This window comes from Rahnella sp. PAMC25617, assembly GCF_050606005.1.
Classification (GTDB): Bacteria; Pseudomonadota; Gammaproteobacteria; order Enterobacterales; family Enterobacteriaceae; genus Rahnella; species Rahnella variigena.
In genome coordinates this window covers 160756-174933 of sequence record NZ_JBOCUM010000009.1, presented here as the reverse complement: position 1 = coordinate 174933, position 14178 = coordinate 160756, and the positions used below count along the sequence as shown (strand labels likewise).

At 53.9% G+C, this 14178-nt stretch carries 12 protein-coding genes; 4 read left to right on the top strand and 8 right to left on the bottom strand.

What is annotated here, in order from left to right; all coding sequences use genetic code 11:
* Positions 1 to 3: 3 nt before the first annotated feature.
* Positions 4 to 591 carry an NAD(P)H-dependent oxidoreductase gene (locus tag ACM615_RS13370; RefSeq protein WP_129639271.1) on the bottom strand — a complete coding sequence of 196 codons (588 nt, stop codon included), beginning with the start codon at positions 589 to 591 and terminating at the stop codon, positions 4 to 6.
* Positions 592 to 916: 325 nt separating this feature from the next.
* Here ACM615_RS13370 and parC point away from each other — a divergent pair, with 325 nt between their 5' ends.
* From parC to ftsP, 3 genes are all read left to right on the top strand, one after another.
* Positions 917 to 3190 (top strand): DNA topoisomerase IV subunit A, encoded by a 2274-nt coding sequence (gene parC, locus ACM615_RS13365; protein WP_129639270.1) that lies wholly within the window; start codon positions 917 to 919, stop codon positions 3188 to 3190.
* 218 nt (positions 3191 to 3408) lie between these two features.
* Entirely contained in the window at positions 3409 to 4146 is a 738-nt protein-coding gene (locus ACM615_RS13360) for a 1-acylglycerol-3-phosphate O-acyltransferase (protein WP_112286706.1), read from the top strand.
* Between the two features lie 83 nt (positions 4147 to 4229).
* Positions 4230 to 5645, top strand: coding sequence for a cell division protein FtsP (gene ftsP, locus ACM615_RS13355; RefSeq protein WP_113877383.1), 1416 nt, complete (start codon positions 4230 to 4232; stop codon positions 5643 to 5645).
* 64 nt (positions 5646 to 5709) lie between these two features.
* Here ftsP and dkgA read toward each other — a convergent pair whose 3' ends face one another.
* The gene (dkgA, locus tag ACM615_RS13350; RefSeq protein ID WP_129639268.1) at positions 5710 to 6534 is read right to left on the bottom strand and encodes a 2,5-didehydrogluconate reductase DkgA; all 825 of its coding nucleotides are present in this window, start codon (positions 6532 to 6534) and stop codon (positions 5710 to 5712) included.
* Between the two features lie 127 nt (positions 6535 to 6661).
* Positions 6662 to 7702 (bottom strand): NADPH-dependent aldehyde reductase Ahr, encoded by a 1041-nt coding sequence (gene ahr / locus ACM615_RS13345; protein ID WP_112287746.1) that lies wholly within the window; start codon positions 7700 to 7702, stop codon positions 6662 to 6664.
* A gap of 305 nt (positions 7703 to 8007) precedes the next feature.
* Between ahr and ACM615_RS13340 the strand changes: the two genes are divergently transcribed.
* The gene (locus tag ACM615_RS13340) at positions 8008 to 8943 is read left to right on the top strand and encodes an AraC family transcriptional regulator (RefSeq protein ID WP_112287745.1); all 936 of its coding nucleotides are present in this window, start codon (positions 8008 to 8010) and stop codon (positions 8941 to 8943) included.
* Between the two features lie 32 nt (positions 8944 to 8975).
* On the opposite strand, the gene ACM615_RS13335 is transcribed toward ACM615_RS13340, so the two are convergent.
* The 5 genes from ACM615_RS13335 to ACM615_RS13315 all read right to left on the bottom strand — a co-directional run bounded on the left by ACM615_RS13335 (position 8976) and on the right by ACM615_RS13315 (position 14084).
* The gene (locus tag ACM615_RS13335; protein ID WP_112287744.1) at positions 8976 to 9635 is read right to left on the bottom strand and encodes a DedA family protein; all 660 of its coding nucleotides are present in this window, start codon (positions 9633 to 9635) and stop codon (positions 8976 to 8978) included.
* A 214-nt stretch (positions 9636 to 9849) separates the two neighbouring features.
* On the bottom strand, positions 9850 to 11043 hold the full coding sequence (metC, locus tag ACM615_RS13330; protein WP_431012021.1) for a cystathionine beta-lyase: 1194 nt from the start codon (positions 11041 to 11043) through the stop codon (positions 9850 to 9852).
* Positions 11044 to 11232: 189 nt separating this feature from the next.
* Positions 11233 to 12525 carry a TRAP transporter large permease gene (locus ACM615_RS13325; protein ID WP_112287742.1) on the bottom strand — a complete coding sequence of 431 codons (1293 nt, stop codon included), beginning with the start codon at positions 12523 to 12525 and terminating at the stop codon, positions 11233 to 11235.
* A 12-nt stretch (positions 12526 to 12537) separates the two neighbouring features.
* Positions 12538 to 13050 (bottom strand): TRAP transporter small permease, encoded by a 513-nt coding sequence (locus tag ACM615_RS13320; RefSeq protein WP_112287741.1) that lies wholly within the window; start codon positions 13048 to 13050, stop codon positions 12538 to 12540.
* Between the two features lie 56 nt (positions 13051 to 13106).
* On the bottom strand, positions 13107 to 14084 hold the full coding sequence (locus ACM615_RS13315) for a TRAP transporter substrate-binding protein (RefSeq protein WP_112287740.1): 978 nt from the start codon (positions 14082 to 14084) through the stop codon (positions 13107 to 13109).
* Positions 14085 to 14178 lie beyond the last annotated feature (94 nt).

Sequence of the window (14178 nt, the reverse complement as noted above, 5' to 3'; positions counted from 1 at the left end):
ACCTTAAGCCTGACCGAATACATTTTCAAGGTGAGCACGGTAGCGCGCAAAATCACCTTCTACATCAGGCTGTTTAATCACGTCGTTACACATAAAGGTCGGCAGCGTATCGAGGCCGACAAACTGGTTGGCCTTGTGTTGTGCCAGATAAACGCCGTCAACGCCAACGCCGTGGAAGAACTGTTCTTTATCTTCGAACGCTTCCAGAGGTGCGTTCCAGGTCACGGACAGCATGTAGCACTTGCCATGCAGCAGGCCACCGGAACCGTATTTTTTCGATTCATCAGAACGGGTACGTCCATCGCTGGCGTACAGTTTGCCGTGGCCTTCAGTGAACACTTCATCGATGTATTTTTTCAGCGTCCATGGCATCCCCATCCACCAGCCCGGCTGCTGATAAATAATGGCATCTGCCCACAGATAGCTTTCGATTTCGGTTTGCACGTCATAACCGTCTTCCAGCACGGTCACACGCACGTCGTGGCCTTTATCACGCAGGAAGCTGGTTGCGACTTCAGTCAGGCTGTTGTTCAGTGCGCCTTTGGAATGGGCAAATGTTTTGCCGGCATTGATAATCAGGATATTGCTCATGGAGTTCCCTTAAATAGAATTCTGGTGGTCAGGCTGTTATCACGTAGTGTACTTAACTCTGTCCCGCAGAAAAATGTGATATCGCGCACAAGACTATTGACTCAGATGCAATAATGGAAGAAACAGCACGGCAATTGAGCCATTTTATTGCGGAATAATTGTTTAAAAAGAAGGCATAAACACAGCAACTGTGACAGCCATACGGCAGATGATGTACTATCGCGGACATCATTGCCTCGTGTACGCCGCCTTATTATGCGCCAGCGGGTGCAAGCTTCCTTAATTTCCAAAACGATAACGCCACGGGTCTGAGGATTAAACATCAATGAGCGAAATGACTCATGACGGAACAGAGCGTTTAGCCCTGCACACGTTTACTGAGAACGCCTATCTCAACTATTCCATGTACGTCATCATGGACCGCGCGCTGCCGTTTATCGGTGACGGGCTCAAGCCGGTACAGCGTCGTATTATTTATGCGATGTCCGAGCTGGGCCTGAGTAATAACGCCAAATTCAAAAAATCCGCGCGTACCGTCGGTGACGTGCTGGGTAAATACCATCCGCACGGCGACAGCGCCTGTTATGAAGCGATGGTGCTGATGGCACAGCCTTTCTCTTACCGTTATCCGCTGGTTGACGGGCAAGGGAACTGGGGTGCGCCGGATGATCCGAAATCATTTGCTGCGATGCGTTATACCGAATCGCGTTTGTCGAAATATGCCGACGTTCTGTTACGTGAATTAGGGCAGGGGACGGTCGATTACGTGCCGAACTTTGACGGCACTATGCAGGAGCCGAAAATGCTGCCTGCGCGTCTGCCGAATATTCTGCTCAATGGCACCACCGGCATTGCGGTCGGGATGGCGACGGATATTCCGCCGCATAACATCCGTGAAGTGGCTGCCGCTGCGGTCGCATTGCTGGAAAAACCGAACAGCTCGCTGGAAGATTTGCTGGAATTCGTTCAGGGGCCAGATTTCCCGACCGAAGCCGAAATCATTACGCCACGCAATGAAATCCGCAAAATGTACGAATCGGGCAAAGGCTCGGTGCGTATGCGTGCGGTCTGGCACAAAGAAGATGGCAGCGCGGTGATTACCGCGTTACCTCATCAGGTGTCCGGTGCGAAAGTGTTGGAGCAAATTGCCAACCAGATGCGTGCCAAAAAGCTGCCGATGGTCGAAGATCTGCGTGACGAATCCGATCACGAGAACCCGACGCGTCTGGTAGTGGTTCCGCGCTCTAACCGTATCGACCTGGATCAGGTGATGAATCATCTGTTCGCGACCACGGATCTGGAACGCAGCTACCGCATCAACATGAATATGATCGGCCTCGATCACCGTCCGCAGGTGAAAGGGCTGCTGGAAATTCTGACCGAATGGCTGGTTTATCGTCGCGATACCGTACGCCGTCGTCTGAACTACCGCCTCGATAAAGTGCTGAAACGCCTGCATATCCTCGAAGGTTTGCTGACGGCGTTCCTGAATATAGATGAAGTCATTCACATCATCCGTAGCGAAGACGAGCCAAAACCGGTGCTGATGCAGCGTTTTGAGCTGTCAGATACTCAGGCAGAAGCGATTCTCGAGTTGAAATTACGTCATTTGGCGAAACTCGAAGAAACCAAGATCCGTGGTGAGCAGGATGAACTGGCGAAAGAGCGCGATCAGCTGCAGGCGCTGCTGGCCTCTGAACGCAAACTCAGTACACTGATCCGCAAAGAAATTCAGGCTGACGCCGAAGCCTTTGGTGACGATCGTCGTTCGCCGATCACTGAACGCGAAGAAGCTAAGGCGATGAGCGAGCACGATTTCATCCCGTCTGAGCCTGTCACGATTGTGTTGTCCGAATCAGGCTGGGTGCGCAGTGCTAAAGGTCATGACATTGATGCTTCCGGCCTGAGCTACAAAGCGGGAGACAGTTTCCGTGCTGCAGCGAAAGGCAAGAGCAATCAGCCGGTGGTGTTTATGGATTCCACCGGGCGCAGTTACGCGCTGGATCCGACCACGTTGCCATCGGCGCGCGGTCAGGGTGAACCACTGACCGGTAAACTGACACCGCCGCCGGGCGCGACCATTGAACACGTGCTGATGGCTGCCGACGATCAGAAGTTACTGATGGCTTCCGACGCCGGTTACGGTTTCGTTTGTACCTTCAATGATTTAGTGGCGCGCAACCGTGCCGGTAAAGCGATGATCACCTTGCCGGAAAATGCGAAAGCGTTCCCGCCAATGGAGCTTCATGGCGCTGATGATATGTTGCTGTCAATCACAGCCGCGGGCCGGATGCTGATGTTCCCGGTGGCTGATTTACCGCAGTTGTCGAAAGGCAAAGGTAACAAAATTGTTTCAATCCCTTCTGCGCAGGCAGCAAGTGGTGAAGATAAACTACAATGGCTGCTGGTGTTGCCACCGCAAACATCAGTTACCCTGCATGTGGGTAAACGTAAGCTGGTTCTGCGTCCGGAAGATTTGCAAAAATTCCGTGCTGAACGTGGCCGCAAGGGAACCCTGCTGCCACGCGGACTGCAACGTATCGATCGGGTTGAAGTCGATGCGCCTGTGCGCACCGGTGGTGGTGACAGCGAAGAATAAAATGGCTGTAACTTCTTAACCGACAGGGCACATTTGTGCCCTGAAATCGTTTGAGAGGGTTGCAGCGGCCTGAGACTGTTGTGCAGTGCAAAGATTTTACATTTGTATCAATAAAACCGTTGTGCCCTGCTGAATGAGGCTTGAGAATAGTTCACCTCACAGGGAGCGAAACTGCACAGGTTTCTTACCGGCTTCGGCTGTAGTTTTAAGAGGATGTTATGTTATTTATTTTGCGTCTGATTATCGTGGTGGTTTACTCGATTCTGGTCTCTGTTTTTGGTTGTATTTATTGTCTTTTCAGTCCGCGGAACCCGAAACATGTGTCGACTTTCGGTAAGCTGTTTGGTCGTCTGGCACCCGTATTTGGCCTTCGTGTAGAACAACGTATTCCTGCAGAAGCAGTGAATAACGGCAACTGTATTTATATTGCCAACCATCAGAACAATTATGACATGGTGACGGCTTCGTCCGTCGTCATGCCAGGAACGGTGACCGTCGGCAAGAAAAGCCTGGCCTGGATCCCGTTCTTTGGTCAGCTTTACTGGCTGACGGGCAACCTGCTGATTGACCGTGATAATCGCGCCAAAGCGCACGGTACCATTTCTCAGGTCGTGACCCAGATTAAGAAAAAGAATCTGTCGATCTGGATGTTCCCGGAAGGGACCCGCAGCCGTGGCCGTGGCCTGATGCCATTCAAAACCGGCGCTTTCCATGCTGCCATTGCTGCCGGTGTGCCGATTGTGCCGATCTGCGTATCGAACACCAGTAACAAGGTGAAGTTAAATCGCTGGTCAAACGGCCTGGTGATTGTTGAAATGCTGCCGCCAATCGACACCAGCGGTTATACCAAAGAGCGCCTGCGTGAATTGTCCGAGCACTGTCGTCAGATCATGGCGGACAAAATTGCCGAGCTGGATGCCGAAGTCGCCCAGCGCGAAGCCGCCGCAAAAAAATAAAATTCAGTTGATGCCATTTTTCCCGCTGCCATTGATGGCGGCGGATTCTACACAGTTCCTGATCTTGTTTTCATGGAGAAGATATGTCACTCAGTCGTCGCTCGTTCCTGCAAGCCTCCGGCGTGGCTCTTGCCGCAGGTGCTCTGCCATTAAAAGCAGAAGCGAGTGGTTCGCAACCTGTATTGCCCGTTCCGCCGTTGCTCGAATCGCGTCGCGGACAACCCCTGTTTCTGACTTTGCAGGCTGCTCACTGGTCATTCCTGGGTGGCGCAAAAGCGCCGGTCTGGGGCATCAATGGCATGTACCTTGGCCCGACGGTCAAAGTACACAGCGGTGATGACGTAAAACTGATTTACAGCAACCGTCTGGCAGAAGCTGTTTCTATGACCGTCAGCGGTCTGCTTGAACCGGGCACCTTAACCGGTGGCGCCGCGCGTCTGATGCAGCCGGGCGTTGACTGGTCCCCGGTATTGCCTATTCGTCAGGCGGCGGCGACCTGCTGGTATCACGCCAATACCCCGAACCGCATGGCACCGCACGTTTATAACGGTTTAGCGGGGATGTGGATTGTCGAGGACGAAGTCAGCAAAAATCTGCCGTTACCGAACCATTACGGCGTGGATGATTTCCCGATCATCATTCAGGACAAGCGTCTGGATGGGTTCGGCGTGCCGCAATACGACACACCGGCTTCCGGAGGATTCTTTGGCGATACCATGCTGGTGAACGGTGTGCAAAGCCCGTTCGTAGAAGTTTCACGTGGCTGGGTGCGTCTGCGTTTACTCAATGCCTCGAATGCGCGCCGTTATGAACTGAGCATGACCGATAACCGCGCGTTCCACGTTGTCGGTTCCGATCTGGGTTTCCTGCCAGCGCCAATGACGGTAAAACGTCTTTCTCTCGGGCCGGGCGAGCGCCGCGAAGTGCTGGTGGATATGTCACAGGGCGAAGAAGTGTCGATTACTGCCGGTGAAGCCGCAGGCGTGATGGACAGACTGCGCGGCCTGTTCGAACCTTCAAGCATTCTGGTTTCTACCATTGTGCTGACCCTGAAACCGACCGGCCTGCTGCCGCTGGTGACGGATAATCTGCCGATGCGTTTGCTGGCCGATCAGATCCTGACCGGCAACGTCGTCCGTACCCGTGACCTGCGCTTAGGCGACAGTGAACCGGGGATCAACGGCGCGCTGTGGGATATCAACCGTATCGATCTGACTGCGCAGCAAGGCACGTGGGAACGCTGGACGGTGCATGCCGATTTACCGCAGACGTTCCATGTTGAAGGGGTGTCCTTCCTGGTGAAAAGCGTCAATGGCGCCGCGCCGCTGGTGGAAGATGCCGGATTCAAAGATACCGTTTGGGTCGATGGCGATGTCGAACTGCTGGTGTATTTCAATCAGCCTTCTTATGAGCACTTCCCGTTCGTCTACCGCAGTGGCGCGCTGGAACTGGCCGACCGCGGCTCAGCGGCCAATATGCTGGTACAGCCTTCGATGTAAGCGTCATTCGCGCAATAAAAAACCCGCCTCGGCGGGTTTTTGTTTTTCTGCACTCTCAAACGGCTTACAGATCTTTTTCCGGATCCGGCCCCAGACGCTGCTCTTTATCCAGCTTGGTGACTTCCGCCAGTTCTTCTTTTTCCAGTTTGAAATCAAACACGTCGAAGTTTTCGCGGATGCGTTTTGGTGTTACCGATTTCGGGATAACAATCAGCCCGTTATCTAAGTGCCAGCGGATAACAATCTGCGCAGGCGTCTTGTCGTATTTTTCCGCCAGTTTCTGGATCAGCGGCTGATTAAACACGCCTTCGCCGCCCTGTGCCAGCGGGCTCCAGGATTCGGTGGCGATGGTGTGTGTGGCGTTCCAGGCATGCAGCTGGCGCTGTTGCATCAGCGGGTGAAGCTCAATCTGATTCACGACAGGGAAAATGCCGGTTTCATCTTTCAGCTTCTGCAAATGTTGCAGCGGGAAATTACACACGCCGATGCTTTTCGCCAGACCTTGTTCTTTCAGTTTCAGCAGCGCTTTCCAGGCATCGACGTAATGTCCCTGAGCCGGTTGCGGCCAGTGGATCAGGTATAAATCGACATAATCAGTTTTCAGCTTTTTAAGGCTGGTTTCAAGCGCTTGTGGTGCGTTCAGCTGATCGTCATTCCACAGTTTGGTGGTGATAAACAGCTCTTCGCGAGGCACCAGATTGGCGGCAATTGCTTCGCCGACGCCTTCCTCATTTTTGTAGATGGCGGCGGTATCAATATGACGATAACCGGTTTCGATCGCCGTTTTCACCGCGCTGGTGGCTTCCTGATTACTGGCTTTCCATACGCCAAGTCCTAACTGAGGCATCAGATTGCCATCGTGAAGTTTGATGATGGGTTGCGTTGCCATGAGTTTCTCCTTTCAGGGCAGAGTACCCGCCGCAGAGGACGGGCACCGTGTAGGGATTGACGTTAAGTCTAGTAAACGAAACGGCATCTTGCTGAGCAGGCTACGTATATTCAGACACGGAAGATGCCTAGGCGTTCATATCCAGCACCACGCGATAGCGCGCTTTCCCTTCATGCAGATGCTCCACGGCATCATTGATTTTGCTCAGCGGGAAGTGCTCAACCTGCGGCGTGATGTCATGACGGGCGCAGAACGCCAGCATGTCAGCCAGACGGGAAGGGGAGCCGGTCGGTGAACCGGAAACCTCAGCCTGTTTGCTGATCAGCGCCATCACATGCAGCGGTACCGCTTCCGGCACCACGCCGACAAAGTGCAGACGGCCTTTCGGTGCCAGCGCGCCAATAATGGCGTCCCAGTCCAGCGAGGCATTGGCGGTGACCATAATGAAGTCCAGCTGACCGGCGATTTTCTTCAGTTCATCACTGTCACGGGTAGCAATAACGCGGTGCGCACCGAGTGAAACCGCTTCGTCACGTTTCGCCATCGATGACGTAAACGCAGTGACTTCGCAGCCCCAGGCATTCAGGAAACGCAGCGCCATGTGGCCTAAACCGCCGATGCCAATCACGCCAACGCGGTGGGTCGGCAACACGCCAAACTGCAACAGCGGGTTAAAGACGGTAATACCGCCACAGAACAACGGACCGGCGCTGGTGATATCCACGCCTTCCGGCAGCGGAATAGCCCACGCCCAGTGGCTGCGGATCTTGTCCGCGAAACCGCCGTGATGGCCGATGATGGTGGCTTCCACGTCATGACAAAGGTGCTGATCGCCGGACATACAAGGATGACAGTGCATACAGCTGCCACGGTTCCAGCCCACGCCGACAATCTGGCCGACTTTTAGCCCTTTGTTCTGCGCATGATTACCAATTTTGACGATTTTGCCGACCACTTCATGGCCCGGAACAAACGGATACTGCGTGATGCCCCAGTCATTATTAAGCATCGACAGATCCGAATGGCAAACGCCGCAATAATCAATGGCGACTTCAATTTCTTCGTCGCCAATCGGGCCGGCGTCGAAAGCAAACGCTTCGAGTGGCTGGTTCGGGCCGGCAGCGGCCCAGGCGTTAAAGGTATTTTCAGCAGCAACAGGTGCAGACATACAATCCTCCGAACTCTCGGTTAGACGAATAATGAATTGAAATAAGGATTTATCAGAAAAAAAGAATCGGTGACCGAAGGTCGCTCACGATCAGCGAATGAAAAGTACGTCCATACAGACTAGCAGTTCATCGCATTTATGCAGGTGTGTCCCCCTGCGGAAGGCGACATTAACTGTAAGAGAAAATGGGCAGCAGCATGATGCCCATTTCTGCCAGAGTCTTGCCTGTTTCTGCTTGTCTCTGTAGGAACGCAGGAGGTTATGGCAGAATCAGTGCCAGTTTAGTGAATATGTGGAGCGAAATAATGGAAAACGTGAACAGCCTGTGCGCCCGCATGGCGGCAAGAGTCGCCCGGCTCAGTGGTGATAAAAATCTCGTGCCGTCGGCGGTTCCGCAGGTGACGCTGATGTACACCACACGTTACCATCCGCGTCAGCCGGTTTTGTACAATCCCGGCATTGTGATCCTTTTTCAGGGACGAAAAGTCGGTTATCTGGGCAAGAAAACCTTCTCTTACGATCCGCACAATTATCTGATGCTGACCGTTCCGCTGCCTTTCGAATGTGAAACCTTCAGCAGCCCCGAAGAGCCGCTGGCCGGTATTCAGATCAGCATTGATAACCTGATGTTGCAGGATCTGCTGATGGATATGGGCGACGAAAGCATGGCGCGTCAGAAAGAATCGTCAACAGGCATCAACTCCGGCGTGCTGGATGGCGATATTCTTTGTGCGACCGAACGCCTGCTGGATGTGATGGATAAGCCACTGCACGCCCGCATTCTGGGGCCTAAAATTATACGCGAAATCCTGTTCTTTATTCTGACCAGTGAGAACGGCGGCGCGCTCCAGGCGCTGGTTAATCGTCATACCCATTTCAGCCAGATTGCCAAATCCCTGCGCCGTATTGAGGCGCAGTACGCCGACAATCTCAGCGTGGAAACGCTGGCCAGTGAAGTGAACATGAGTATTTCGGCGTTTCACCATAACTTCAAAGCCGTAACCAGCACGTCGCCGCTGCAGTATCTGAAAACCTATCGCCTGCACCGTGCGCGTACCTTGATGATTTATGATGGCGTGAAAGCCAGCGTGGCGGCATTACAGGTGGGGTATGAAAGCGCGTCCCAGTTCAGCCGGGAGTTCAAACGCTATTTTGGCGTCACGCCGAGTGATGAGATGGCGCGTCTGCGCGAAGGGAGTTCCGGTGTGCTGGCGTTAACGGACGTGGCATTTAAGGCCTGAACCGGTCTGTTGCGAAAGGTTTCAGAAAGGGCTCAGAAACGGCATTTCCGTTTTTTCCAGATAACCAGCACCGCGCCAGCCAGACCGACGACCAGCAACAGAACCGGTAAAATCATCAGTCCCGCCATGACCTGATCTTCATGGCGTTTAACAATCGGAATGTGGCTCAGTGCGAAGCCCAGAGAAATCACCACACCCACCCACAATATGGCGCTCAGCCAGTTAAAGAACTGGAAACGGGCATTGTTGAGGCCGGAAATCCCAGCCATTGTCGGTAACAGTGTCCGCACGAAAGCCAGAAAACGCCCGACAAGCAGCGCCATCAGCCCGTGCTGAATAAACATCTGATGCGCTCGCTGGTGATAATGCGCCGGAAGCTGTAACAGCCAGCCTTTGACCAGTTTGGTGTGACCCAGCCAGCGTCCCTGAATATAACTCAGCCAGCAGCCGAGGCTCGCGGCCGTCACCAGAATAATCAGGGTAGGAACGAAGCTCATGACGCCTTTAGCAATCAGCGCGCCGGTCAGCAGCAGCAGGCTGTCACCGGGCAGGAAAGAGGCAGGTAATAAGCCGTTTTCCAGAAACAGCGTGGCAAACAGGACGGCATAAATGACCCAGAGAAGATTCGGGTCGGCGAGCATACTGAAATCATGCTGCCAGAGCGCATGAAAAATGTCGCAAAGCACTGCCATATTCTGTCCTGTTTCTGTTCATTAAAAACTGTCGCCTGCCAGTGTAACGCGGATCGATGTTGGATATGTTGATCTGAGGACACTGTAAAAAAGACAGAAGGCTCCGGCATCAGTCGCCCGGGGCTCTAAAGAGCTTACAGATTATTATCATTTTGCGAATGAATATCCGCCACTTACCTTACCGATCTGCGCGTTATGTCGCAATCTCTGTGGCTCAGGAAGTCGTTATCCGTTCAAAAGCTGTTGAAAGATCGGCAATCAGATCGTCACAGTTTTCCAGCCCGATATGTAATCTAACCAGCGTACCGGTAAAATCGACGGTTTCCGCCGGGCGGATAGCCTGAATTTCTTCCGGCTGATTGGCCAGAACCAGCGATTCAAAGCCACCCCACGAATACGCCATGCTGAAATGCTCGAAGTGGTCGAGATAGTCAGAAAGCTGTTGTTTGCTCAGGCGCTGTTTCAGCACAAAAGAGAACAGGCCGCAGCTGCCGGTGAAATCCCGCTTCCAGAATTCATGGCCTTTGCTGCCGGGCAATGCCGGATGATTGACCACTGCCACTTCCGGACGCTCCGCCAGCCACTGTGCGATGCGGATACTGCTTTCTGCATGCTGTTTCAGCCGCACGCCCATGGTGCGCAGCCCGCGGCTGGCGACATACGCGGTATCAGCATCGACCATTTGCCCCATCAGATAGGAATGTTCACGTAACTGCGCCCAGCAACGTTCATTAGAAACGGCGGTGCCAATCATCGCATCAGAATGACCGACGATATATTTGGTGCCTGCCTGAATCGAAATATCGATATCAAATTCCAGCGCTTTAAACAGAATGCCCGCCGCCCAGGTGTTATCGATCATGATGACAACGTCCGGATTTACTGCGCGCACCGCTTTCACCATCGCCGGGATATCCGGGACTTCCATGGTGATCGAGCCCGGCGACTCGAGGAATACCACTTTGGTATCCGGCTGCATCAGCGAACCTAACTCAGCACCGATATTGGCAGGAAAATAGGTGGTGGAAACACCGAGTTTTTTCAGCACTTTTTCGCAGAAATCCTGCGTCGGTTCGTAAGATGAACCGGCTACCAGAATGTGGTCTCCGCTGCTGACAAAGGAAAGCACCGCATTACTGACCGCCGCCGCGCCGCACGGATACAGCGCGCACCCCGCGCCGCCTTCCAGCTCAACCATCGCTTCCTGTAGCGAGAAATGCGTCAGGGTGCCGCGGCGTCCGTAAAACAGCTCGCCGTTAGCACGGTTGGCGGTGGCGTGTTTTTTATCCGCGACGGTTTCAAAGACCAAAGATGACGCGCGCTGAATGACCGCATTCACGGAGCCTTGCGTGAACTTCTTGTCCCGTCCGGCGCTGACCAGCGCGGTTTCAATTTTTTTAGACGTCATAATCCGTATTTCACCCTGTTACGTTGCACGGCATGCACCAGCATCCGCCGATATGTCATTAACTTAACATGATGAATTTCAGGGATCAGGCTTTTGGCGGGTGGATGAGAAAATTTCAGCAGCCTGCGCCCGTTTCACAGAAAAAAAGCCCGTCGTGACGACGGGCAAGGGAGAAACGAGTTTTGGGCATCAGCCGGTATAGACGCCGAAGAGTTTGGGCAGGAATAGCGAAATGGTCGGAATATAGGTCACCAGCATCAGCACCACGAACAGCACGCAGTAGAACGGCATCATGGCTTTCACCACTTTCTCAATGCTCTGTTTACTCACCGCACTGGCGACAAACAGCACCGAGCCGACCGGCGGGGTGATCAGCCCGATCCCCAGATTCACCAGCATGATCATGCCGAAATGCACCGGATCAATGCCGAGTGATAACACCACCGGCAACAGCACCGGCGTCAGGATCAGAATGATCGGCGCCATGTCCATCAGCGTACCGATCAGCAACAGCATGATGTTGATCCACATGAGGATCACGTACTTGTTGTCGGAGATCGAAGTGAAGAATTCGGTGATGCGCATAGGCAACTGCATGTAGGTCATCACTGCGCCAAAGCTGGCGGCAAAGCCGATCAGAATCATGACGATGCTGACGGTTTTGACCGTGCGGTACATCAGTTTCGGCAGCTCGCTCCACTTGTAATCGCGGTAGATAAACATGGTGACGAAGAATGACCACAGACAGGCAATCGCCGCAGATTCTGTTGCGGTAAATACTCCGCTGAGAATACCGCCCATGATGATGACAACGGTCATCAGCCCCCACAGCGTGTCGATGAAAATCTTCAGCGCCTGGCGGAACGGCACGCGTTCGCCTTTTGGATAACCGCGTTTGTGCGCAAACACCACGCACATCACCATCAGCGTCAGGCTGAGCAGTAAACCGGGCAGAATACCGGCGATGAACAGCGCGGCAATCGACACCGTGCCGCCGGTCGCCAGTGAATAAATCACCGAGTTATGGCTGGGTGGTGTGAGGATAGCCTGCACCGAGCCGCTGGCGGTCACCGCTGCCGCAAAGTCACGCGGATAACCTTTCTTCTCCATTTCAGGGATCATCACCGAGCCGATCGACGCCGTGTCTGCTACCGAGGACCCGGAAATCGCGCCGAAAAAGGTCGAGGCGACGATATTCACCAGCGACAGTCCGCCGCGGATAAACCCGACAAAGATGTAGGCAAAACTGACCAGCCTGCGGGCGATCCCTCCTTCGGCCATGATCGCGCCCGCCAGAATAAAGAACGGGATCGCCAGCAGAGAGAACTTATTCACGCCATTGGTCAGCTGGATCATCAGCGCTTCAAACGGCAGGTCAATCCACCAGGCTCCCGCCAGCGCGCTCAGCCCGACGGCGTAAGCGACCGGCACGCCAATCGCCAGCATTACCGCCAGCGTTAACAACAAGATTAATGCATCCATAACAGGCTCCGGTCAGGCGTCAGAATTGCCCAGCATCACCACTGGCCGCTGATGCTGCGGGCCGGCAATGATCTGCTCAATGATGAATAACAGCGTCAGCGCAGAACCTATGGGCAGCGGCAGATAGGTTTGTCCGGCGGTCAGCAGCGGGAATTCCGCCACCGGCTGTTGCCAGAGTTCGCTGCACAATTGCAGGCTGTACCAGAAAATAAACACGCTGATCGCCAGCATCATCAGGTCAGCCAGCAGGGCGGAGAATTTTTTCAGCGCAGGCGGCAGACGGTCGGTGACCATCGCCACCACAATGTGCGAACCGGCGCGGTAACTGACGGCGGCACCGATAAAGGTGAACGTCACCATGCACATAATCGCGATCGGCTCCGGCCACGACAGGGCGCTGTTCATCACGTAGCGGGCGAAGATCCCAACCGGGATCACCGCGACCATCAGCAGTAACGCAATACCGGCGAGCCACATCGCGCAGCGGTAAAGAATGTCCATCAGGGTGTGATAACTCGAGACCATAAATCCCCCGGCGAAAGATCATAAAGAGGCAGCCCGCAGGCTGCCGGAGTCAGGGTTTACTGAACGTCAGCGATTTGCTGCATCAGTTCCTGATGGTCTTTGCCGAATTCATCGCGCACGGATTGCGTGGCTTTGACATAAGTCGCAGGGTCGATCTCATAGAATTTCACGCCGCCTGCTTTCATCGTTGCCAGCGCTTTCTCGTTATAGGCTTTCCACAGTTCGCGTTGCTCGTCCTGTGCTTCTTTCGCCAGCTTGAGGATTAACTGCTGGTCTTCCGGTTTCAGTTTGTCCCATTTCACTTTTGAATACAGGAACAGCTCCGGAATGATGAAGTGACGGCTGTAGGTGTAGTTTTTTACCACCGGCAGATAGTTGTGGGCGACAAACGTCGGCGGGTTGTTTTCGGTGCCGTCGATAACCCCGGTCTGCATGCCGCTGAACACTTCACTGACGCCCATCGCCACCGGGTTTGCGCCCATGGCTTTCAGCGTCGCCAGCGCAATCGGACTGCCTTGTACGCGGATTTTCATGCCGTGCAAATCTTCCGGTTTCACCACCGGCTCTTTGGTGATCAGGTTACGCGTGCCGCCGTCCATCCAGCCGAGGAACACCAGACGGGAGTTCGGGTTGTTGGTGATTTTGTCGCCGATTTCTTTGCCAATCTGACCGTCGAGCACTTTGTGCATGTGGTCTTCATCGCGGAATATATAGGGCAGGGTGAAGACGTTTATCTCCGGTAAAATCGAGGCAACCGGCGTCATCGATACGCGGATAATATCCAGAGCGCCAAGCTGTGCCTGTTCAATTTCCTGCTTTTCATCCCCCAGAACACCGCCCGGGAACGTTTTGATTTCGAGGCGTCCGTCCGTTTGCTTTTGCAGCTTTTCGCCCATGTGCTGAACGGCGACGACGTTCGGATAGCCTTGCGGATGCACATCGGCGGCCTTCAGCGTTTGTGCGGATACACCCGCGGTAAATAAGAGGGTCGCGGAACTCAGGCAAAGGCTGAGAAGTGCTTTTTGCATTTTCATCAGTTTGTCTCCAGGGTACTCAGTAAGGGAAAGATAAATGAGAGCAAGTGTTGATCAGAGCCAACGGAAGGTCCGGCCTGTTCATTATGAAAAA

Coding starts and splice junctions, on each gene's coding strand:
- ACM615_RS13335 (WP_112287744.1), bottom strand. CDS start 9,635: ATGGCAGTGCTTTGCGACATTTTTCATGCGCTCTGGCAGCATGATTTC.
- ahr (WP_112287746.1), bottom strand. CDS start 7,702: ATGTCTGCACCTGTTGCTGCTGAAAATACCTTTAACGCCTGGGCCGCT.
- ftsP (WP_113877383.1), top strand. CDS start 4,230: ATGTCACTCAGTCGTCGCTCGTTCCTGCAAGCCTCCGGCGTGGCTCTT.
- ACM615_RS13320 (WP_112287741.1), bottom strand. CDS start 13,050: ATGGTCTCGAGTTATCACACCCTGATGGACATTCTTTACCGCTGCGCG.
- ACM615_RS13370 (WP_129639271.1), bottom strand. CDS start 591: ATGAGCAATATCCTGATTATCAATGCCGGCAAAACATTTGCCCATTCC.
- ACM615_RS13340 (WP_112287745.1), top strand. CDS start 8,008: ATGGAAAACGTGAACAGCCTGTGCGCCCGCATGGCGGCAAGAGTCGCC.
- parC (WP_129639270.1), top strand. CDS start 917: ATGAGCGAAATGACTCATGACGGAACAGAGCGTTTAGCCCTGCACACG.
- ACM615_RS13360 (WP_112286706.1), top strand. CDS start 3,409: ATGTTATTTATTTTGCGTCTGATTATCGTGGTGGTTTACTCGATTCTG.
- ACM615_RS13315 (WP_112287740.1), bottom strand. CDS start 14,084: ATGAAAATGCAAAAAGCACTTCTCAGCCTTTGCCTGAGTTCCGCGACC.
- dkgA (WP_129639268.1), bottom strand. CDS start 6,534: ATGGCAACGCAACCCATCATCAAACTTCACGATGGCAATCTGATGCCT.
- ACM615_RS13325 (WP_112287742.1), bottom strand. CDS start 12,525: ATGGATGCATTAATCTTGTTGTTAACGCTGGCGGTAATGCTGGCGATT.
- metC (WP_431012021.1), bottom strand. CDS start 11,043: ATGACGTCTAAAAAAATTGAAACCGCGCTGGTCAGCGCCGGACGGGAC.